This is a genomic window from Bradyrhizobium sp. UNPA324, assembly GCF_006658635.1.
Taxonomy (GTDB): Bacteria; Pseudomonadota; Alphaproteobacteria; order Rhizobiales; family Xanthobacteraceae; genus Bradyrhizobium; species Bradyrhizobium nanningense.
Genome location: NZ_LFJD01000004.1, coordinates 404,748 through 424,101, shown reverse-complemented (window position 1 = coordinate 424,101; position 19,354 = coordinate 404,748). Strand labels below are relative to the sequence as shown.

Annotated in this window: 18 protein-coding genes; 9 read left to right on the top strand and 9 right to left on the bottom strand. The window is 65.0% G+C overall.

All coding sequences use genetic code 11. The features are described 5' to 3' along the window. Window positions 1-18: 18 nt before the first annotated feature. Both ftsY and UNPA324_RS01960 read left to right on the top strand, forming a co-directional pair. Window positions 19-963: a signal recognition particle-docking protein FtsY gene (gene ftsY, locus UNPA324_RS01965; protein ID WP_128918872.1), complete on the top strand. Its 945-nt coding sequence runs from the start codon at window positions 19-21 to the stop codon at window positions 961-963. Window positions 964-1,085: 122 nt separating this feature from the next. Then, window positions 1,086-1,688: a septation protein A gene (locus UNPA324_RS01960; RefSeq protein ID WP_128918871.1), complete on the top strand. Its 603-nt coding sequence runs from the start codon at window positions 1,086-1,088 to the stop codon at window positions 1,686-1,688. Between the two features lie 148 nt (window positions 1,689-1,836). Here the strand turns inward: UNPA324_RS01960 and UNPA324_RS01955 are convergent, their stop codons facing one another. The 5 genes from UNPA324_RS01955 to ccmA form a co-directional block, all read right to left on the bottom strand. Then, complete coding sequence (locus UNPA324_RS01955) at window positions 1,837-2,430, bottom strand: DsbE family thiol:disulfide interchange protein (RefSeq protein WP_141933186.1); 594 nt, start codon at window positions 2,428-2,430, stop codon at window positions 1,837-1,839. Beyond that, on the bottom strand, window positions 2,430-2,612 hold the full coding sequence (gene ccmD, locus UNPA324_RS01950) for a heme exporter protein CcmD (protein WP_128918869.1): 183 nt from the start codon (window positions 2,610-2,612) through the stop codon (window positions 2,430-2,432). Before ccmD ends, UNPA324_RS01955 begins: the two co-directional genes overlap by 1 nt. Continuing rightward, window positions 2,609-3,400: a heme ABC transporter permease gene (locus UNPA324_RS01945; RefSeq protein WP_141933184.1), complete on the bottom strand. Its 792-nt coding sequence runs from the start codon at window positions 3,398-3,400 to the stop codon at window positions 2,609-2,611. The genes ccmD and UNPA324_RS01945 overlap by 4 nt, the downstream gene beginning before the upstream one ends. A 91-nt stretch (window positions 3,401-3,491) precedes the next feature. Then, the gene (gene ccmB / locus UNPA324_RS01940; protein ID WP_028150494.1) at window positions 3,492-4,160 is read right to left on the bottom strand and encodes a heme exporter protein CcmB; all 669 of its coding nucleotides are present in this window, start codon (window positions 4,158-4,160) and stop codon (window positions 3,492-3,494) included. A 319-nt stretch (window positions 4,161-4,479) separates the two neighbouring features. After that, window positions 4,480-5,082 carry a heme ABC exporter ATP-binding protein CcmA gene (gene ccmA, locus UNPA324_RS01935; protein ID WP_141938642.1) on the bottom strand — a complete coding sequence of 201 codons (603 nt, stop codon included), beginning with the start codon at window positions 5,080-5,082 and terminating at the stop codon, window positions 4,480-4,482. A 241-nt stretch (window positions 5,083-5,323) separates the two neighbouring features. Here ccmA and acnA point away from each other — a divergent pair, with 241 nt between their 5' ends. The 3 genes from acnA (at window position 5,324) to UNPA324_RS01920 (ending at window position 10,074) form a co-directional block, all read left to right on the top strand. Continuing rightward, the gene (acnA, locus tag UNPA324_RS01930; protein WP_128918867.1) at window positions 5,324-8,044 is read left to right on the top strand and encodes an aconitate hydratase AcnA; all 2,721 of its coding nucleotides are present in this window, start codon (window positions 5,324-5,326) and stop codon (window positions 8,042-8,044) included. 233 nt (window positions 8,045-8,277) lie between these two features. Then, window positions 8,278-9,054 carry a DUF1223 domain-containing protein gene (locus UNPA324_RS01925; RefSeq protein ID WP_128918866.1) on the top strand — a complete coding sequence of 259 codons (777 nt, stop codon included), beginning with the start codon at window positions 8,278-8,280 and terminating at the stop codon, window positions 9,052-9,054. 648 nt (window positions 9,055-9,702) lie between these two features. After that, complete coding sequence (locus UNPA324_RS01920) at window positions 9,703-10,074, top strand: DUF2794 domain-containing protein (protein ID WP_128918865.1); 372 nt, start codon at window positions 9,703-9,705, stop codon at window positions 10,072-10,074. Window positions 10,075-10,182: 108 nt separating this feature from the next. Here the strand turns inward: UNPA324_RS01920 and UNPA324_RS01915 are convergent, their stop codons facing one another. The 4 genes from UNPA324_RS01915 to UNPA324_RS01900 all read right to left on the bottom strand — a co-directional run bounded on the left by UNPA324_RS01915 (window position 10,183) and on the right by UNPA324_RS01900 (window position 15,288). Beyond that, window positions 10,183-10,713, bottom strand: a complete 531-nt coding sequence (locus tag UNPA324_RS01915) for a GNAT family N-acetyltransferase (RefSeq protein WP_128918864.1) — start codon at window positions 10,711-10,713, stop codon at window positions 10,183-10,185. Window positions 10,714-10,925: 212 nt separating this feature from the next. After that, window positions 10,926-11,717 (bottom strand): Bax inhibitor-1/YccA family protein, encoded by a 792-nt coding sequence (locus UNPA324_RS01910; protein ID WP_128918863.1) that lies wholly within the window; start codon window positions 11,715-11,717, stop codon window positions 10,926-10,928. A 281-nt stretch (window positions 11,718-11,998) separates the two neighbouring features. After that, complete coding sequence (locus UNPA324_RS01905) at window positions 11,999-14,569, bottom strand: ABC transporter permease (protein ID WP_141933182.1); 2,571 nt, start codon at window positions 14,567-14,569, stop codon at window positions 11,999-12,001. Next, window positions 14,566-15,288, bottom strand: a complete 723-nt coding sequence (locus tag UNPA324_RS01900) for an ABC transporter ATP-binding protein (RefSeq protein WP_141933180.1) — start codon at window positions 15,286-15,288, stop codon at window positions 14,566-14,568. Before UNPA324_RS01900 ends, UNPA324_RS01905 begins: the two co-directional genes overlap by 4 nt. Window positions 15,289-15,343: 55 nt before the next feature. On the opposite strand from UNPA324_RS01900, the gene UNPA324_RS01895 reads away from it, so the two are divergent. From UNPA324_RS01895 to mdh, 4 genes are all read left to right on the top strand, one after another. Next, on the top strand, window positions 15,344-15,979 hold the full coding sequence (locus tag UNPA324_RS01895; RefSeq protein WP_181769257.1) for an arylesterase: 636 nt from the start codon (window positions 15,344-15,346) through the stop codon (window positions 15,977-15,979). Window positions 15,980-16,150: 171 nt separating this feature from the next. Beyond that, the gene (thpR, locus tag UNPA324_RS01890; RefSeq protein WP_128918860.1) at window positions 16,151-16,687 is read left to right on the top strand and encodes an RNA 2',3'-cyclic phosphodiesterase; all 537 of its coding nucleotides are present in this window, start codon (window positions 16,151-16,153) and stop codon (window positions 16,685-16,687) included. Between the two features lie 170 nt (window positions 16,688-16,857). Next, the gene (zapE, locus tag UNPA324_RS01885) at window positions 16,858-18,042 is read left to right on the top strand and encodes a cell division protein ZapE (RefSeq protein ID WP_141933178.1); all 1,185 of its coding nucleotides are present in this window, start codon (window positions 16,858-16,860) and stop codon (window positions 18,040-18,042) included. A gap of 255 nt (window positions 18,043-18,297) precedes the next feature. Then, on the top strand, window positions 18,298-19,266 hold the full coding sequence (mdh, locus tag UNPA324_RS01880; protein ID WP_141933176.1) for a malate dehydrogenase: 969 nt from the start codon (window positions 18,298-18,300) through the stop codon (window positions 19,264-19,266). Window positions 19,267-19,354: the final 88 nt, after the last annotated feature.

The following is a 19,354-nucleotide window of genomic DNA, read 5'->3' as shown; positions in this document are numbered from 1 at the left end:
GCCAACCCCCCCCCCGCCATGAACGATACCACGTCAGATCCCCCCAAGCTGAGCTGGTGGCGCCGCCTGTCCAACGGGTTGAAGCGCACCTCGTCTTCGCTCGGGACCGCGGTCGCCGACCTCGTCACCAAGCGCAAGCTCGATCGCGCCATGCTCGACGACATCGAGGACGTGCTGCTGCGCGCCGACCTCGGCACCTCCGTCGCGGTCCGAATCGCGGACGCGGTCGGCACCGGCCGCTACGACAAGGCGATCTCGGCGGACGAGGTCAAGGACGTCGTCGCGACCGAGGTCGAGAAGGTGCTGGCGCCGGTGGCAAAGCCGCTCGAGATCGATACGGCCAGGAAGCCGTTCGTCATCCTTGTGGTCGGCGTCAATGGTTCCGGCAAGACCACCACGATCGGAAAACTCTCGCAGAAATTCGCGTCCGAAGGCCGCAAGGTGATGCTGGCCGCCGGCGACACGTTTCGCGCGGCAGCGATCGAGCAGCTCAAGGTGTGGGGCGAGCGCACCAAGACGCCCGTCATATCAGGGGCGCAAGGCTCGGACTCCGCGAGCCTCGCCTTCAACGCGCTCAATGCGGCCAAGGAGCAGAATGTCGATGTGCTGCTGATCGACACCGCCGGACGTCTGCAGAACAAGGCCGAGCTGATGAACGAGCTCGAAAAGGTCGTGCGCGTGATCCGCAAGGTGGATGCGACGGCGCCTCATGCGGTGCTGCTGGTGCTGGACGCCACCGTCGGCCAGAACGCGTTGTCGCAGGTCGAGGCCTTCCATCGCACCGCCGGGGTCACCGGCCTCGTGATGACGAAACTCGACGGCACCGCGCGCGGCGGCATTCTGGTGGCGCTGGCCGAGAAGTTCAAACTGCCGGTGCATTTCATCGGCGTCGGCGAAGGCGTCGACGATCTCGCGCCGTTCACCGCGCGCGACTTCGCCCGCGCCATCGCTGGAATCGAATAGCGTCATCCTTCGAGACGCCGCTTGCGCGGCTCCTCAGGATGAGGTCGTGCCACATAAGAGGTCCTCATCCTGAGGAGACCGCGAAGCGGTCGTCTCGAAGGATGGGAGAGACGGAAGAGAGAATGGACAAGACCCAGCCGCATCCGCTGTTCAAGCTGGCGACCGAACTCGGTCCGCTGCTCGTGTTCTTCTTCGTCAATGCGAAGTTCAATCTGTTCGCCGCAACCGGCGCCTTCATGGTGGCGATCGTGGCGGCAATGATCGCGTCCTACGTCGTGACGCGTCACATTCCGATCATGGCGATCGTGACGGGCGTGATCGTGCTGGTGTTCGGCACGCTGACCCTGGTGCTGCACGACGAGACCTTCATCAAGATCAAGCCGACCATCATTTACGGCCTGTTCGCCGCGATCCTCGGCGGCGGCCTGTTGTTCGGCCGCTCCTTCATCGCCGTCATGTTCGACCAGATGTTCAACTTGACGCCGCAGGGCTGGCGCATCCTCACGCTGCGCTGGGCGCTGTTCTTCGCCGGCCTGGCGGTGCTGAACGAGATCATCTGGCGCACGCAAAGCACCGACTTCTGGGTGAACTTCAAGGTATTCGGCGTCACCCCGCTGACCATGATCTTCGCCGTCGCGCAGTTGCCGCTGACAAAGCGCTACCACCTCGAGCCGGTGTCGCTGGAGGCCAGCGAGGCCGAGGCGGGGGATGTGAGCAAGGGTTGACGGTCTCGTGTCCCGGACGCGCGAAGCGCGAGCCGGGATCCAGTCCCTCTCCAGAAGTGACGTCGTGGTGACATCGTGGTGACATGGGCCCCGGCTCTGCAGCGCATCGATGAAGGATCGCTGCGCTGCGTCCGGGGCACGCGATGCCCTAAGACCCAGCCTTCAGCGCGTTCTCCATCTGCGGCAACAGCACCTTCTGCAGATTGTCCGGCGTGATCGGGCCGACCAGCTTGTAGACGATGGTGCCCTCGCGGCCGACGACGAAGGTTTCCGGCACGCCGTAGACGCCCCATTCGATCGAGGCGCGGCCGTTGGCGTCCACGCCGACGCGGCCGAACGGGTTGCCGTAGCGGCCGAGGAAGCGGCGCGCATTGTCGGATGCGTCCTTGTAATTGATGCCGACCAGCTGGAAGCGCCTGTCTTTGGCCAGTTCGGTCAGGAGCGGTGCTTCGTCATGACAAGGCACGCACCAGGACGCCCAGACGTTGACCAGGCTGACCTTGCCCTTGAACGCGGCGGGGTCGAGGCCGGGCACTTGCGCATTGTCAGCCTGCAATCCCTCGAGCGGCGGCAGCGCGGTCTGCGGCGCGGGCCGGCCGATCAGCGCGGAGGGAATCCGCGAGGGATCGCCGCTGCCGAGCCGGAACCAGAACAGCAGTGCAAGGCCGATGAAGGCGATCAGCGGCAGCACCATCAGGAAGGTGCGGCGCTGCGGCGCTGCGGAGGCAGGTTGATCGCTCATCACAGGTCCGTCGCGCTGCGACCGGACCGGCGCGTGATACCGCGCTCCTCCAGCTCGCGCAGGCGCTGGGTCTGATTGCGATAGTCGAGCGCGATCCAGCCGATCAGGAGCGCGACCACGAGGGCCGCTGCGGCATAGGACGTCACGATGAAGGATGCGTAGGGACCAAGCGACATGATCATGCGGCCCCAGCTTCTTTCGACGCACCTTGTCCGCGCGAGCCGGCGCCCATCTCGCTCGAGAACGCGACACGGCTCGCCTGCATCATTTGCAGGGAGCGGACTCGGCGGCGCAGGATTTCGTTGCGCATCGCAGCCAGATGCAGCGTGACGAAAAGCAGCGTGAAGGCGACCGCCATCACCAGGAGCGGAATCAGGAACGATTTGTCGAGGGCCGATCCGCCCATGCGCATCACTGAGGCCGGCTGGTGCAGCGTGTTCCACCAGTCGACCGAGAACTTGATGATCGGCAGGTTGAGCGCACCGACCAGGGTCAGCACGGCGGCGGCCCGTGCGGCGCGCGAGGGATCGTCGACCGCGCGCCACAGCGCCATCAGGCCTAGATACATCAGGAAGAGGATCAGCACCGAGGTCAGCCGCGCATCCCATTCCCAATAGGTGCCCCACATCGGCCGGCCCCACAGCGAGCCGGTGAGCAGCGCGAGAAAGGTGAAGGCGGCGCCGATCGGCGCGGCCGCCTTGGCCGCGACGTCGGCGAGCGGATGACGCCACACCAGCGTGCCCAGCGAGGCGATGCTCATCACGCCCCAGACGAACATCGACAGCCAGGCATTGGGCACATGGATGAACATGATCTTCACCGTGGCGCCCTGCTGGTAGTCGTCGGGCGCCAGCGCGGTTTGATAGAGACCGATCGCGAGCAGCAGGACGGTCGCGGCCGCAAGCCACGGCAGGACCCGCGCTGTCAGCGCGAGGAACCGCGTGGGGTTGGCGAGGTCGATCAGTGTCATGGCACCCTGATAATCATCGATGGCCGCTCAGGCAATCAGCACGAAAGCGAGGGACAAAAGTTGATCGGGGTCAAGGTCAATCGGGCGCATCTCAATCGAGCCCGTGCCGCAGGCTCGCTGCGGCCGCGAAGGGGCCGATCACAAGGCTGACCAGGGACAGCGCGCACAGGATCGAGAACGGCGCGCCGAACGTCATCGGCCCGACGATCACCGCCTGCGAGGCCGCAACCCCGAAAATCAGGACCGGAATCGACAGCGGCAGCACCAGCACAGCCATCAGCAGCCCGCCGCGGTGCAGCGTCACCGCCAGCGCCGCGCCGATCATGCCGGTAAACGTCAGCGCCGGGGTGCCCGCCAGCAGCGTCAGCGCCACCGCGCCGGTCGCGACCATGTCGAGGTTGAGCAGGAGGCCCAGCACGGGGGTTGCGACAATCAGCGGCAGGCCAGCGGCCAGCCAATGCGCCAGCGCCTTGGCGGCGCAGGCGAGTTCCAGCGGCGTCCGGCTCATCGTGATCAGGTCGAGCGAGCCGTCCTCGTGGTCGGCCATGAACAGCCGGTCCAGGGTGAGCAGGCTCGCCAAGAGCGCGCCGAGCCAGAGAATGGCCGGCCCCAGCCGCGACAGCAGCGCCAGATCCGGCCCCACCGCGAACGGCATCAGCACCACCACGGTCAGAAAGAACAGCACCCCGATCAGTGCCCCGCCGCCGACGCGGAGCGCGATCCGGATGTCCCGGCGAATGAGGGCGGACAGGGCGGTCATGGGGTGGCTCCAACTCGCCCCGAGGGCGGTGCGCTCCCTTCCCGGCTTGCGGGGGAGGGCTGGGGAGAGGGTGTCTCGACAACGAAGATTCCCCCAGAGGAGAGAACCCTCACCCGGCGCCATAGCCGATGCAAAGCATCGGCGTTTTTAAGGGACGGCGGCCAAGGGCCGCCTATGCCGGCCTCTCCCGCAAACGGGAGAGGCGTGGGAGCCCGCGGCAACGCCGCCTTCCCGAATGACAGATGGATTGCTGGACCACGGGCGGAAGGAACGGCGAGAGCAGGACAAAGCCGCTTGGAAAGCTGAGGGTCGGTCGGAATCACACCTCACCCCCGATCCGCAGCTCCCGCGATTCGATCCCGAGTGGCGCGTGGGTCGCCGCGACAATCATGCCGCCGCGCGAAAGGTGCTCGCGCATCAGGCCGCCGAACATGTCCTGTCCCGTCACATCCAGCGCATTGGTCGGCTCGTCCAGCAGCCAGACCGGGCGGCGGACGGTCAGCAGGCGGGCCAGCGAGAGGCGGCGGCGCTGGCCGGCCGACAGGAAGCCCGCGGGCAGGTGGGTGGCGTGCGCGAGGCCCACAATGGCGAGGCTCTCGGCGAAGTCAAAACGCTCGCCGCCGAGAAATTCGGCCCAAAAAGTCAGATTCTCCGCCACGCTGAGCGCCGGCTTCAGGGCATCGCGATGGCCGAGATAATGGCACTGCTCGGGCAGCGTCAGCTCGGTATCGCCGCCCGAGAGCGCGATCTTGCCGCCCGCCGGCACCAGCAGGCCCGCGATCAGCCGCAGCAGCGAGGTCTTGCCCGATCCGTTGCGGCCGACGACCGCCACGGCCTCGCCTGAGACCGCCGCGAAATCGAGCCCGGCAAACACCTGGCGGCCGCCGCGCACGCAGGCGACGGCGTGTCCGGAGAGCTGCATCTTGCCGTGTTTCAACTCACTCAAAGCCGGGCCTCAGGAAAACTTGGGGTAGCGCATGGGAATTTTTGGCTCGCGATTGCTGCGGCACGATTGTGGCTGTGGCGGCGCGGTTAGAAAGCTTCTATAAGCCCGGAACTACTTGATGCAGCAACTCAACCTGCCCCCGCAAGCGGCCCAGCCTAGATGTGCTGACGGTGTTAAGATACCCTGCCGGGTATAACTAACGATTGGGATTTCCTACATGACCTCGCTCGACAGCTTCAAATGCAAAAAGACCCTCAAGGTCGGCGCCAAGACCTATGTCTATTACAGCCTGCCCACGGCCGAGAAGAATGGTCTGAAGGGAATTTCCAAACTTCCCTATTCGATGAAGGTCCTGCTCGAGAACCTGCTGCGCAACGAGGACGGCCGTTCGGTCAAGAAAGAGGACATCGTCGCCGTCTCCAAATGGCTGCGCAAGAAGTCGCTGGAGCATGAGATCGCGTTCCGCCCTGCGCGCGTGCTGATGCAGGACTTCACCGGCGTGCCGGCGGTGGTCGATCTCGCCGCGATGCGCAACGCGATGCAGAAGCTCGGCGGCGACGCCGAGAAGATCAATCCGCTGGTGCCGGTCGACCTCGTCATCGACCATTCCGTGATCGTGAACTTCTTCGGCGACAACAAGGCTTTCGGCAAGAACGTCACCGAGGAATACAAGCAGAACCAGGAGCGCTACGAGTTCCTGAAGTGGGGCCAAAAGGCGTTCTCGAACTTCTCCGTCGTGCCGCCCGGCACCGGCATCTGCCACCAGGTCAATCTCGAATATCTCTCCCAGACGGTGTGGACCAAGAAGGAGAAAATGACGGTCGGCAAGAAGACCGGCACTTTCGAGGTCGCCTATCCCGATTCGCTCGTCGGCACCGATTCCCACACCACCATGGTCAACGGGCTCGCTGTGCTCGGCTGGGGCGTCGGCGGCATCGAGGCGGAAGCCTGCATGCTCGGCCAGCCGCTGTCGATGTTGCTGCCCAACGTCGTCGGCTTCAAGCTGAAGGGCGCGATGAAGGAGGGCGTCACCGCGACCGACCTCGTGCTGACGGTCACGCAGATGCTGCGTAAGCTCGGCGTGGTCGGCAAGTTCGTCGAGTTCTTCGGCCCCGGTCTCGACAATCTCTCGGTCGCCGACAAGGCGACGATCGCCAACATGGCGCCCGAATATGGCGCGACCTGCGGCTTCTTCCCGGTCGATGCCGCCGCGATCGACTATCTCAAGACCTCCGGCCGCGCGGCGCCGCGCGTCGCGCTGGTGCAGGCCTATGCCAAGGCGCAAGGGCTGTTCCGCACGGCCAAGTCGCCCGATCCGGTGTTCACTGAAACGCTGACGCTCGATCTTGCCGACGTCGTGCCGTCGATGGCCGGTCCGAAGCGCCCCGAAGGCCGCATCGCGCTGCCGTCGGTCGCCGAAGGTTTTTCGCTCGCGCTCGGCACTGAATACAAGAAGGCCGAGGAGCCCACGAAGCGCTTCGCCGTCGAGGGCAAGGACTTCGAGATTGGCCACGGCGACGTCGTGATCGCCGCCATCACCTCCTGCACCAACACCTCGAATCCGAGCGTGCTGATCGGCGCGGGCCTCTTGGCGCGCAACGCCGCGGCGAAGGGCCTCAAGGCCAAGCCGTGGGTGAAGACCTCGCTCGCCCCGGGCAGCCAGGTCGTCGCAGGCTATCTCGCCGATTCCGGCCTGCAGAAGGATCTCGACAAGGTCGGCTTCAACCTGGTCGGCTTCGGCTGCACCACTTGCATCGGCAATTCCGGTCCGCTGCCCGAGGAGATCTCGAAGTCGATCAACGACAACGGCATCGTCGCGGCGGCCGTGCTATCCGGCAACCGCAACTTCGAAGGCCGGGTCTCGCCTGACGTGCAGGCGAACTATCTGGCCTCGCCGCCGCTGGTCGTCGCCCACGCGCTCGCGGGCAGCGTCACCAAGAACCTTGCCGTCGAGCCGCTCGGCGAGGGCAAGGACGGCAAGCCGGTGTACCTGAAGGACATCTGGCCGACGACGAAGGAGATCAACGCTTTCATGAAGAAGTTCGTGACCGCGTCGATCTTCAAGAAGAAGTATGCCGACGTGTTCAAGGGCGACACCAACTGGCGCAAGATCAAGACGGTCGAGAGCGAGACCTATCGCTGGAACATGTCTTCGACCTACGTGCAGAACCCGCCCTATTTCGACGGCATGAAGAAGGAGCCGGAGCCTGTCACCGACATCGTCGAGGCGCGCATCCTCGCCATGTTCGGCGACAAGATCACCACCGACCACATCTCGCCGGCCGGTTCGATCAAGCTCACCTCGCCCGCGGGCAAGTATCTCAGCGAGCATCAGGTACGTCCCGCCGACTTCAACCAGTACGGCACGCGCCGCGGCAACCACGAAGTGATGATGCGCGGCACCTTCGCCAACATTCGCATCAAGAACTTCATGCTGAAGGGTGCCGACGGCAACATTCCGGAAGGCGGCCTCACCAAGCACTGGCCCGACGGCGAGCAGATGTCGATCTACGACGCCGCGATGAAGTACCAGGAAGAGAAGGTGCCGCTGGTGGTGTTCGCCGGTGCCGAATACGGCAACGGCTCCTCGCGCGACTGGGCTGCCAAGGGCACCCGTCTGCTCGGCGTGCGCGCGGTGATCTGCCAGAGCTTCGAGCGCATCCATCGCTCCAACCTGGTCGGTATGGGCGTGCTGCCGCTGACCTTCGAGGAAGGTACCTCCTGGTCGTCGCTCGGCCTGAAGGGCGACGAGAAGGTCACGCTGCGCGGCCTCGTCGGCGACCTCAAGCCGCGCCAGAAGCTGACCGCGGAGATCGTCTCGGGCGACGGTTCGCTGCAGCGCGTTTCGCTGCTCTGCCGCATCGATACGCTGGACGAGCTCGACTACTACCGCAACGGCGGTATCCTGCACTATGTGCTGCGCAAGCTCGCGGCCTAAGCGCGGATTTGTGAACGGTGGCTCACTGCGAAGTGAGTAGAAGGTTAGATGAAGGCGGCCTATCACAAGGCCGCCTTCATGCGTTTGCGGCATGCTCTAGATGGGCCCGCCCGGCGGAAAACCTCCCTTTGGACGGTTCGCCCGGACGGTCGGTGTGCTGCGCCCGTAAGACTACGGTGACCATCCGGCGATAAGATTTCCCTTCCCACGAGCAATGGTGTGCGGCGTTCGACATGACAACAATGACGGCTTCTCATCTGGTTTCGCGTTGGTCCAGCGCCTTTTGGTCGGGCGCTCTCGGCATCTGTGCGATCGTCGCCGTCATCCGCCCTGCCGAAGCCGATCCCCGCGCCGTTGTCGAATTGTTTACCTCGCAAGGCTGCTCCTCCTGTCCGCCCGCCGACCAGATCATCGGCGATCTCTCCAAAGATCCGTCGATCATCGCGCTCAGCATGCCGATCGATTATTGGGACTATCTCGGCTGGAAGGACACGCTGGCGGATTCACGCTTCTCTGCACGGCAGCGCGCCTATTCGCGCGTGCGCGGCGACCGCGAGGTTTACACCCCGCAGGTCGTGGTCAACGGCTCCGCCCATGTCATCGGCAGCGACCGTGCCGGCATCGAGAATGCGATCGGCAAGACCGACAAGGGTGCGGGCGTGATGAGCGTGCCGGTGACGATGTCGCTCGCGGGCAAGCAGATCAACGTCTCGGTTGCCGCGAGCAACGAGCCGGCGGTCTCGCATGGCGAGGTCTGGATCTGCTCGATCGCCAGGTCGGTCCCGATCGCAATCACCCGCGGCGAGAATCGCGGGCAGCAGATCACCTATCACAACGTGGTGCGCAATCTGCTCAAGGTCGGTGACTGGACCGGGCGTCCGGAAAGCTGGACGGTGCCGATCGAGAACCTGACGCGCGACGGCGTCGACGGCGCGGTGGTCTATGTCCAGGACGGCAGCCGCGAAAAGCCCGGCCCGATGCTCGGCGCGGCGTACACGTCGCTGCACTGATTCGAATTTTTCGCTAGCATCGCGCGCCGTATTCACTCCTCATGGTGAGGAGCGCGCCCTTGCGCGCGCGGCGGACGATGCTGCGCATCGCCGCGAGAACCATGAAAGGCCCCCCGCTGATGCAGCTCAGCCTTGCATCCTTCGAGACGCCGCGCGAAGCGCGCGGCCCTCAGGATGAAGGGAGAGAGTCTTTCCTCGGATGTTTGGAGAGACGGTCGCACGTCGGCAGAAACATCTCGATACCAACAAAAAAGGACCAACTTGCGTTGGCCCTCCTTGTCGCGCGTACAGACCCGATCCTGTTCGACCCCGGGGGGCTGGGGGCTGAGGAATCCGGAACCGAAAGGACCGGGTCAACGCACGTCCATCTTTTCGCAGTGCAGGGCGGCAGTCGCTAGGCGGAAAAGCGGCGAGACTATGATTCCTGCTAACGATCCCGTGACGGTTTGCCGCGACAGAGTTCCACCTTTGCGTGTGCGTGGAGTCGCATCTGATTCGATCGGTTGAAAGCAGGCGGCCGAGTTCCATCGAGTTCCATCAAGAACCTTGCGGCGAGGAGCGGTTGGCGCGATCATGCCGTTGTCATGATCCGGTTCCGGGGACGGTTCGCGGACCGGGGTTTAAAGTCGTGCGATGAGGAGGCTCTCCATGAGTCTGATGTCGGAGGATGCCGATCCGAGCGAGCAGCGCGCGGCGGCGCGCCCCGCCGCCGCGAATGCGCAACAGAGCAGAGTGACGTTCAACCGGCTCGAGCTGCACCGTATTCTCAATCTCTACGGCCGCATGGTCGCCGATGGCGAGTGGCGCGACTACGCCATCGACTTCCTGAAGGACCGCGCTGTTTTCTCGGTCTATCGCCGCGCCTCGGAAGTGCCGATCTACCGCATCGAGAAGGACCCGCGCCTGGCGCGCAAGCAGGGCATGTACAGCGTGATTTCGGCGACGGGCCTGATCCTGCGCCGCGGCCACGAGCTGGAGCGCGTGCTGCTGGTGATTGATCGCAAACTGGCGGTGGTGTGACGGCAGCGGTGATGTAGCGAGACTTCCTAGCCCGGATGAGCGAAGCGACATCCGGGGCTTTGCTTGCGACGTTCCGGGGTATCGCTTCGCTCACCCGAGCTACAAAACCTACTTCCCCGGCACCGTGGTCGCGCCTTCGCCGAGGTCGCGCTGCATCATCACGGTGTCCAGCCAGCGGCCGAATTTCAGCCCGACATTGGGATGCGTGCCGATCATCTTGAAGCCACCCCTGGTGTGCACGCCGATCGAGCCGGCGTTGGCGGAATCGCCGATCACCGCGATCATCTGGCGGAAGCCGCGCGCCTCGCATTCAACGACCAGCCGCTCCAGCAGCAATGAGCCGACGCCGCGGCGGTGGAAGGAGGGATCGAGGTAGATCGAGTTCTCGACCGTGAAGCGGTAGGCCGGGCGCGGGCGGTAGGCGCCGGCATAGGCGTAGCCGGCGACGCGTCCCTCGAGGATGGCGACGAAATAGGGATAGCCGCCGTCGATGAGCGCGCGATAGCGCCGCGTCATCTCCGCGAGATCGGGCGGCTCCAGCTCGAACGTCGCCGTGCCCTCGCGGACAGCCTGCTGATAGATGGCGGTGATGGCGGGAAGGTCGGCCTCGGTCGTGGGCCTGATTTCAGGTGCGGACATGGGGGAAGATTAGAGCCTTCGCGCGGGCGCTGGAAGGGGCCCGGCAGCCTCCGCCCCCGTCATTGCGAGCGCAGCGAAGCAATCCAGAAATGCATCCGTGGAAGGACTCTGGATTGCTTCGTCGCAAGGGCTCCTCGCAATGACGAGGCCGCAGGCAAACAAAAACCCCGGCCTTTCGGCCGGGGTTCGTGTCGTTCGCTCTGGTCCGTCGCTTAGTCGCGCTGGCCGAGCAGCTGCAGCAGCAGCGTGAACAGGTTGATGAAGTTCAGGTACAGCGACAGCGCGCCGGTGATGGCCGCACGCTCTGCGATGTCACCGCCGGCCGAGGCGTAGCCGTAGATGTAGTCGTTCTTGAGCCGCTGGGTGTCCCAGGCGGTGAGGCCCGCGAACACCAGCACGCCGACCACCGACACGATGAACTGCAGCATCGAGCTCGCCAGGAACAGGTTCACCAGGCTCGCAATGATGATGCCGATCAGGCCCATGAACAGGAACGAGCCCATTCCGCTCATATCACGCTTGGTGGTGTAGCCGTAGAGGCTCAGCGCACCGAACGTGGCCGCGGTGATGAAGAACACTCGCACGATCGAGGTGTGCGTGAACACCAGGAAGATCGAGGACAGCGAGATGCCCATCAGCGCCGAGAACACCCAGAACAGGATCTGAGCGGTCGAGGGGGCGAGACGGTTGATGCCTGCCGAAATCACGAACACCATGGCGAGCGGCGCGAGCATGAACAGCCATTTCAGAGGGCTGACGAACATCGCGTAGCCGAACGGGGTCAGGAACAGCTTGCCGACGCGGACGGCTTCCGGGGTCGGAACGTCGGTCACGGCGGCCATGTAGACGCCGAGCGCGGCAAGGCCGGTGATGGCGAGGCCGATGCTCATGTAATTGTAGATGCGCAGCATATACGCGCGCAGGCCGGCATCGACCGTCGCGGCGTCAACACGCCCGGCGGCCCTGCCGAAAGGAGAAGCGTAGTTACGGTCTAGGTCCGACATGGTCGAATTCCCGTTGGTTGGTCCGGTCCGGCATGAGGGTCGCCATGCCGCCGGTTCGTCAAACTCTATCTCGGATACCGACACCAGCCGACTAAATTTTGGCTAACAATCGGGGCTCCGAACCCATCCGATATGTGGGAAACTAACACATTCGCTGCAACCTGCCACGCGCGGCTGAATGTCGCCCTCGGCTGCAATTCTGACGTGAACCTGACGGGCAGTCGTGGTTAATCGCAGGAATCGTGCGATTCCGCATCGGTGCGGCCATCCGCTACATTTTGTCACAAATTCCGCAACACCGTGGCGGGCTTTTTGTTCAACGCCAGCAGCGTGCCCGCGAGCCCCAGCCCGACGGTGACGACGAGCGCGGCGGCGACAACCCCGGCCGCGCTGCCGGCCTGCCAGACGAAGCTGAGCGTCATCAGCCGCGTCACGATCATCCAGGCCGCGATGCTGCCGGCGATCACGCCGAACAATGCGGTGGCGAGCCCGATCAGGAGGTATTCGAGCGCATAGGCGCCCAACAGCCGCAGCCGCGTCGCGCCCAGCGTCTTCAGGATCACGGCATCGTAGACCCGGTGGCGATGACCGGCGGCAAGCGCCCCGCCCAGCACCAGGATCGCCGAGATCAGCGTCACGGCGCTGGCGCCGCGAATCGCCAGCGCCAGATTGGTCACCACCGAGCCGACCGTCTCCATCACCTCGCGCACGCGCACGCTCGTCACCATCGGATAGGCGTCGGCGACCTCCTTGATGATCTTGCCGTCGCCGGCCGCAGTTCCGCCCGTTTCCGTCAGCGTCGCGATATGGGTGTGCGGCGCGCCCTTGAAGGCGTTCGGCGAGAACACGAGAACGAAGTTGATGCCGAGGCCCTGCCAGTCGATGGTGCGCAGATTGCCGATTTTGGCCGGAATGTCGCGGCCGAGCACGTTGACCACGATCTCGTCGCCGAGCTTGAGGCCTAGTCCGTCGGCGATCTTCTTTTCCATCGACACCAGTGTCGGGCCGGAATAATCGGCGCTCCACCACTCGCCCTCGACCACCTTGGATCCTTTCGGCAGCTCGCCGGTATAGGTCAGGCCGCGGTCGCTCTGCAGCACCCATTCGGAATCGGTGGTGGGCTTGAGCTCTTCGGCACGCAGCCCGCGCGCGGCGACGATGCGTCCGCGCAGCATCGGCACGTCCTCGACCTTCGCGCCGGGCGCGATCTGGCGCAGATAGAGGTCGAACTGCGCGGCCTGCGCGCTCGGAATGTCGATGAAGAAGAACGACGGCGCCTGATCGGGGAGGGCCGCGAGGAACTGCCGCCGCAGATTGCCGTCGATCTGGGTGATGGTGACGAGCACGGCGAGCCCGAGCCCCAGCGACAGCACGACCGAGGGCGTCAGTGCGCCCGGCCGGTGGATGTTGGCGATCGCAAGCCGCAGCATCGGCAGCCGCGTCCGCGGCAGCCGCCGCGCGATTCCCATCAGCAGGGCGGCGATGCCGCGCAGCAGGGCGAACACGACGAGCGAGGACGCGACGAACACCGCGGCGATGCGCTTGTCGAAGGAGAGCCCGATCACCACGCTGATCAGCAGCGCGATCACCACGCCCATGAACACGAGATAGCCCGTGCGTGGCCGGTGCCATTCCGGGCTGATGGTGTCGCGGAACAGCGCGGCCACCGGCACGTCGTGGACGCGTCCGAGCGGCCACAGGCCGAAGGCCAGCGCGGTCAAGAGGCCGTAGACGAAGGACAGCGCGAGCTCGTCGGCGTGCACGGCCGGCACCACCGGCAGCGGCAGCAGCTTGCCGAACAGGCCGACGATGGCGAAGGGCATGGCTGCGCCGAGCGCAAGGCCGATCACCGAGCCGACGCCCGCGAGCACCAGAACCTGCGCCAGATAGATGCCGAACACGTCGCGACCGGTGGCGCCGACGGCCTTGAGGGCCGCGATCACCTCGAGGCGGCGGTCGATATGGCTCTTCACGGCATTGGCGACGCCGACACCGCCGACCAGCAATGCGGCGAGACCGACCAGCGTCAGGAACTGGGTGAAGCGGTTGATGTTGCGTTCCAGCTGCGGCGAAGCGTTGGAACGGCTGCGGATCTCCCAGCCGGCCTGCGGCGCCGCGCTCCGCGCATCCGCGATGAAGGCTTCGGTGGCGCGCTCGTTGTTGGCGAGATCGGGCAGCTTCACCCGGTACACCCAGCGCACCAGGCTGCCGGGCTGGATCAGGCCGGTGGCACGCAGGCCCGCTTCGCTGATCAGGAAGCGCGGGCCGAAGCCGATGCCGCCGGCGAGCTTGTCGGGCTCGGCTTCGACGGTGCTGCGGATCTGAAAGGTCGCGGAGCCGATGGTGACACGGTCGCCGGTCTTCAGCGACAGCCGCGCCAGCAGCGTCGGATCGGCGGCGGCGCCGAACGCGCCGTCGCGCTCCGCGAGGATCTCGGACATCGGCAGTGGCGGTGCGAGCGTCAGCTGGCCCAGCATCGGATAGGTGCTATCGACCGCTTTCATCTCGACCAGCGCAAGCTGGCCATCGGCCGCGCGCGCCATGCCGCGCAGGGTGGCGGCGGTCGACACCGTGCCGCGCGAGCGCAGGAAGGCGAGCTCTTCAGGTTTTGCCTCGCGCTGGAACAGCACGAAGGAGACGTCGCCGCCGAGCAGCGTGCGGCCTTCGCGGGCTAGGCCGTCGGAGAGGCTCGCCGACACCGAGCCGACGCCGGCGATCGCCATCACGCCGAGCGCGATGCAGGCGATGAAGACGTAGAAGCCGCGCAGGCCGCCGCGCAATTCGCGCAGCGCATAACGCAGCGACAGCGCGACGCCGCCCGGTTTGGCGAAGGGTTCTGCCGCCGTGCTCATGCCGGCGCAGACTGCGTGTCGATGCGGCCCGAGCGCAGACGGATCACGCGATCGCAGCGATGCGCGAGCGAGGAATCGTGCGTCACCAGCACCAACGTCATGCCGCGCTCGGCGTGCTTGCTGAACAGGAGATCGACGATCTGTTGTCCGGTGGCTTCATCGAGATTGCCGGTCGGCTCGTCGGCAACGAGGATCGCGGGATCGGGCGCCAGCGCGCGCGCCAGCGCAACGCGCTGCTGCTCGCCGCCGGAGAGCTGCGTCGGATAATGATGCAGGCGGTCGCCGAGCCCGACCGATTGCAGCTCCTCTGCCGCGCGCTTTGCTGCGTCGGGATTGCCGGCAAGCTCGAGCGGCACCGCGACGTTCTCGAGCGCGGTCATGGTCGGGATCAAATGAAAGGACTGGAAGACGATGCCGACCTGGCGGCCGCGAAAGCGCGCCAGCGCGTCCTCGTCGAGGGCATTGAAAGGCGTGCCATTCACCACCACCTCTCCGCTATCAGGACGCTCCAGCCCCGCCATCACCATCAGCAGCGTGGATTTGCCCGAGCCTGACGGGCCGATCAGGCCGATCGTATCGCTACGGCCGACTCGCAAGCTGATATCCTTGAGAATATGAACGCGTGCCGCGCCCGTACCCAATGAGAGATTGACGTTGGAGATGGCGATGGTGTCCGCCGAATTGACGGCGAGCGAAGAGGGATCGATGCGAGTGTCCATGGTCCGGTCATATGGCAACTCCGATAGCGCGGTCGAGAGGCGTTACGGATTGTTCATGCACATAGCCGTGTTGATGCTCGCCTTCATGACAATAGCGAACCCGGCTTGGGCGGACGCGACAAAATCGATCAAGCTTGTCGTTCTCGGCGATTCCTTGAGCGCCGGTCTCGGCCTGCCGGCTCAGGATGCGTTTCCGGCCAAGCTGAAAAAATCCTTGCAAGACAAAGGCATAGATGTCGACATTACCAACGCCGGCGTATCCGGCGACACCACCTCGGGGGGCCGCGACCGGCTCGACTGGTCGGTCCCCGACGGAACCGACGGCGTCATCGTCGAGCTCGGCGCCAACGACGCCTTGCGCGGCATCGATCCCGATCTGGCGCGCGCCGCGCTCACCGACATCGTCCAGCGGCTCAAGGCGCGCAGGATCGCGGTGATGCTGTGCGGCATGCTGGCGCCGCCGAATTACGGCGCCGAATATGCCACGCGCTTCAATTCGATTTATCCGGATCTGGCGAAAAAATTCGACGTGCCCCTCTACCCTTTCTTTCTTGAAGGAGTGGCGGCCGACGCCAAGCTCAACCAGGCCGACGGCATTCATCCGACCGCGGCCGGCGTCGACATCATCGTCGGCAACCTCATGCCCGCCGTGGAGGCATTCCTTGGCACGATCGCTGAGCAACGGCGTTGAAAGCAGGCAGCGCTCACCGTAATTCCCAGGGTTTTACCGGGGTGAGGCTGCCTACGCTTCGCAGAGTCACACAACTGCGATAGGAATCAGGGTACCGGTGATTCGTCGCCGGCTCTAATTTGGATATGATCCTGCTCAGGGATCGTACCCAAGCATCGGGAGTGCGAAACGATGCCGCGTTTGTTCACGGGGCTGGAAATTCCGGCCGAGATCGGCCAGGCGCTTTCCAACTTGAGGGGTGGCCTTCCCGGCGCCCGCTGGATCGATCCCGAAAATTATCACGTCACCTTGCGCTTCATCGGCGATATCGACGGCGTCTCGGCCAACGAGATCGCCTCGATGCTGTTTCGCGTCGACCGCAAACCCTTCGAGGTGAAGGTGCAGGGCCTCACCAGTTTCGGCGGCCGCAAGCCGCGCGCAGTCGTTGCGACGATCGCGCCGAGCAAGCCGCTGATGGAATTGCAGGCCGAGCTCGAACGGATGATGCAGCGGATCGGCCTCAATCCGGAGGGGCGCAAATACATCCCGCATGTGACGCTGGCCCGGCTGCACGACGCCTCCGACCGCGACGTCGCCGACTATCTCTCGCTACGCGGCTATTTCCCGAGCAAGGCGTTCATGGCGGAGCGCTTTGTTCTGTTCTCGTCCCGCGCCTCCACCGGCGGCGGCCCGTATGTGGTCGAGGACGCCTACGAGCTGTGTGCGTAGCGAAGCTCTCGTGCCCCGGCCGTAGAGCCGGGGCCCAGCGCTGCGCGATGAACGAAATTTGGCGATGAACGAAACAGCGGGTCCCGGCTCTGCGGCCGGCGCACCAGCGCATAGCGCCCCGCACCAATTCACGGCTTGCAATTTGCCGCGGTCTCTGGCGGTAAAGGGCCATGCTCACCACCCCCAGTTCCCCCTTCAGTGACGCATATCAGGCCCAGATCGCCTCCGGCGCGATCGAGCCCGATGCCGCGCAGGCCGAGGTCGCCGAGGCCTATGCCGCACTGGATCTACGGCTCGCGACCTACAAGCCCACGCGCAAGCAGGGCCTGCTCAGCCGCCTGTTCAGCAGCGACAAGGACGAGGCGCCACGCGGGCTCTACATCCATGGCGAAGTCGGCCGCGGCAAGACCATGCTGATGGATCTGTTCTTCCAGCACTCATCCGTCGAGCACAAGCGACGCGCGCATTTCCACGAATTCATGGCCGACGTGCATGAGCGCATCTACGACTATCGCCAGAGCATCGCGCGCGGCGAGATCGCCGACGGCGACGTCATCGCGCTGACCGCGAATGCGATCTTCGAGGAGAGCTGGCTGCTCTGCTTCGACGAATTCCACGTCACCGACATCGCGGACGCGATGATCCTGGGGCGTCTGTTCGCCAAATTGTTCGAGCTCGGCACCGTCGTGGTCGCGACCTCCAACGTCGCCCCCGACGATCTCTACAAGGGCGGCCTGAACCGTTCTCTGTTCCTGCCCTTCATCAAACAGATCACCGACCATATGGACGTCGCGCGGCTCGATGCGCGCACCGATTTCCGGCTGGAGAAATTGCAGGGCGTGCCGATGTGGCTGACGCCGGCGGACGCCGATGCGAACGCAGCCCTCGACCGCGCCTGGTCGCGGATGTCGGGCAGCGCCAAACGCCGCTCGCGCGACATTTTGATCAAGGGCCGCATCCTGCACGTGCCGTGCTCGGCCCACGGCGTGGCGCGGTTTTCGTTCGCCGACCTCTGCGAGAAGCCGCTCGGCGCATCGGATTACCTCAGGCTGGCGCACGACTATCACACCATCCTGGTCGACCATATTCCAGTGATGGATTTCTCCCAGCGCAACGCCGCCAAACGCTTCATCACGCTGATCGATACGCTCTACGACAATGCGGTGAAGCTGATGGCCTCGGCCGACGCCAATCCGATTTCGCTCTACCTTGCCGACGAGGGCGTTGAGGCCATGGAGTTCAAGCGGACGACCTCGCGCCTGATCGAAATGAGCTCGGAATCGTATCTGGCGCTGGCTCACGGCCGCAAGGATTCCACCGCCAGCGGCTCCACCAAGGGTCTGGTGGAGACTTAAGTCCTATTTGCCAGCGCTGTCATTCGGGGCGCGGGCCAGCGCGAGCCCGAAATCCCGAGATTGTCATGCGAGATTCTCAGGTGCGCAATTTCGCACCATAGTTCGTGCTCCGCGCGCCCCGGAATGACCGGGCTGCGTGCCCGAGGCCGCGCCAAGCCCGACAATTGGGCATTGGGCGACTTGAACGGGGCAGGCGAAAGGGATAACCACCCGTCTCAGTTTTCCCCTCCTTACGTGTCTAAAGGACAGGCTCACATGGCGCGCGACAAGATTGCTTTGATTGGTTCCGGTCAGATCGGCGGAACGCTGGCTCATCTCATCGGCCTGAAAGAGCTGGGCGACGTGGTGATGTTCGACATCGCCGAGGGCGTGCCGCAGGGCAAGGCGCTCGACATCGCGCAGTCCTCGCCGGTCGACGGCTTCGACGCGCATTACAGCGGCGCCAACTCCTACGAGGCGCTCGGCAACGCCAAGGTCTGCATCGTCACCGCCGGCGTGCCGCGCAAGCCCGGCATGAGCCGCGACGACCTCCTCTCCATCAACCTCAAGGTCATGGAGCAGGTCGGCGCCGGCATCAAGAAGTACGCCCCCGACGCCTTCGTCATCTGCATCACCAACCCGCTCGACGCCATGGTCTGGGCGCTGCAGAAGGCTTCCGGCCTGCCGCACAAGAAGGTCGTCGGCATGGCCGGCGTGCTGGATTCGGCCCGCTTCCGCTACTTCCTGGCCGACGAATTCAACGTCTCGGTCGAGGACGTCACCGCATTCGTGCTCGGCGGCCATGGCGACACCATGGTGCCGCTGGTGAAGTACTCCACCGTTGCCGGCATTCCGCTGCCCGACCTCGTCAAGATGGGCTGGACCTCGCAGGCGCGCCTCGACGAGATCGTCGACCGCACCCGCAACGGCGGCGCCGAGATCGTCAACCTGCTCAAGACCGGCTCGGCCTTCTACGCGCCGGCCGCGTCCGCGATCGCGATGGCCGAGAGCTATCTGCGTGACAAGAAGCGCGTGCTGCCCTGCGCCGCCTACCTGAACGGCGAATACAGCGTGAAGGACATGTATGTCGGCGTGCCCGTCGTGATCGGTTCCAAGGGCGTCGAGCGCGTCGTCGAGATCGAGCTCGCCGGCAAGGACCGCGAGGCCTTCGACAAGTCGGTCGGTGCCGTCCAGGGCCTGGTCGATGCCTGCAAGAAGATCGCCCCCGATCTTCTCGGCCGCTAAGGCGCAACCAATCCCCGCCGAAGACCGAAAACCCGGTCTTCGGCGGTTTCATTTCCGGGGTCCGGAGCCGGCCGGCTCCGGGTTCGGC

What these genes read in the sequence shown, in the direction of transcription:
- thpR (WP_128918860.1), top strand. Translation starts at nt 16,151, where the DNA reads ATGCCGCGTTTGTTCACGGGGCTGGAAATTCCGGCCGAGATCGGCCAG.
- UNPA324_RS01920 (WP_128918865.1), top strand. Translation starts at nt 9,703, where the DNA reads ATGAGTCTGATGTCGGAGGATGCCGATCCGAGCGAGCAGCGCGCGGCG.
- ccmD (WP_128918869.1), bottom strand. Translation starts at nt 2,612, where the DNA reads ATGATCATGTCGCTTGGTCCCTACGCATCCTTCATCGTGACGTCCTAT.
- UNPA324_RS01955 (WP_141933186.1), bottom strand. Translation starts at nt 2,430, where the DNA reads ATGAGCGATCAACCTGCCTCCGCAGCGCCGCAGCGCCGCACCTTCCTG.
- zapE (WP_141933178.1), top strand. Translation starts at nt 16,858, where the DNA reads ATGCTCACCACCCCCAGTTCCCCCTTCAGTGACGCATATCAGGCCCAG.
- UNPA324_RS01895 (WP_181769257.1), top strand. Translation starts at nt 15,344, where the DNA reads ATGCACATAGCCGTGTTGATGCTCGCCTTCATGACAATAGCGAACCCG.
- UNPA324_RS01910 (WP_128918863.1), bottom strand. Translation starts at nt 11,717, where the DNA reads ATGTCGGACCTAGACCGTAACTACGCTTCTCCTTTCGGCAGGGCCGCC.
- UNPA324_RS01915 (WP_128918864.1), bottom strand. Translation starts at nt 10,713, where the DNA reads ATGTCCGCACCTGAAATCAGGCCCACGACCGAGGCCGACCTTCCCGCC.
- UNPA324_RS01960 (WP_128918871.1), top strand. Translation starts at nt 1,086, where the DNA reads ATGGACAAGACCCAGCCGCATCCGCTGTTCAAGCTGGCGACCGAACTC.
- ccmA (WP_141938642.1), bottom strand. Translation starts at nt 5,082, where the DNA reads ATGCAGCTCTCCGGACACGCCGTCGCCTGCGTGCGCGGCGGCCGCCAG.
- acnA (WP_128918867.1), top strand. Translation starts at nt 5,324, where the DNA reads ATGACCTCGCTCGACAGCTTCAAATGCAAAAAGACCCTCAAGGTCGGC.
- ccmB (WP_028150494.1), bottom strand. Translation starts at nt 4,160, where the DNA reads ATGACCGCCCTGTCCGCCCTCATTCGCCGGGACATCCGGATCGCGCTC.
- UNPA324_RS01925 (WP_128918866.1), top strand. Translation starts at nt 8,278, where the DNA reads ATGACAACAATGACGGCTTCTCATCTGGTTTCGCGTTGGTCCAGCGCC.
- UNPA324_RS01945 (WP_141933184.1), bottom strand. Translation starts at nt 3,400, where the DNA reads ATGACACTGATCGACCTCGCCAACCCCACGCGGTTCCTCGCGCTGACA.
- UNPA324_RS01905 (WP_141933182.1), bottom strand. Translation starts at nt 14,569, where the DNA reads ATGAGCACGGCGGCAGAACCCTTCGCCAAACCGGGCGGCGTCGCGCTG.
- ftsY (WP_128918872.1), top strand. Translation starts at nt 19, where the DNA reads ATGAACGATACCACGTCAGATCCCCCCAAGCTGAGCTGGTGGCGCCGC.
- mdh (WP_141933176.1), top strand. Translation starts at nt 18,298, where the DNA reads ATGGCGCGCGACAAGATTGCTTTGATTGGTTCCGGTCAGATCGGCGGA.
- UNPA324_RS01900 (WP_141933180.1), bottom strand. Translation starts at nt 15,288, where the DNA reads ATGGACACTCGCATCGATCCCTCTTCGCTCGCCGTCAATTCGGCGGAC.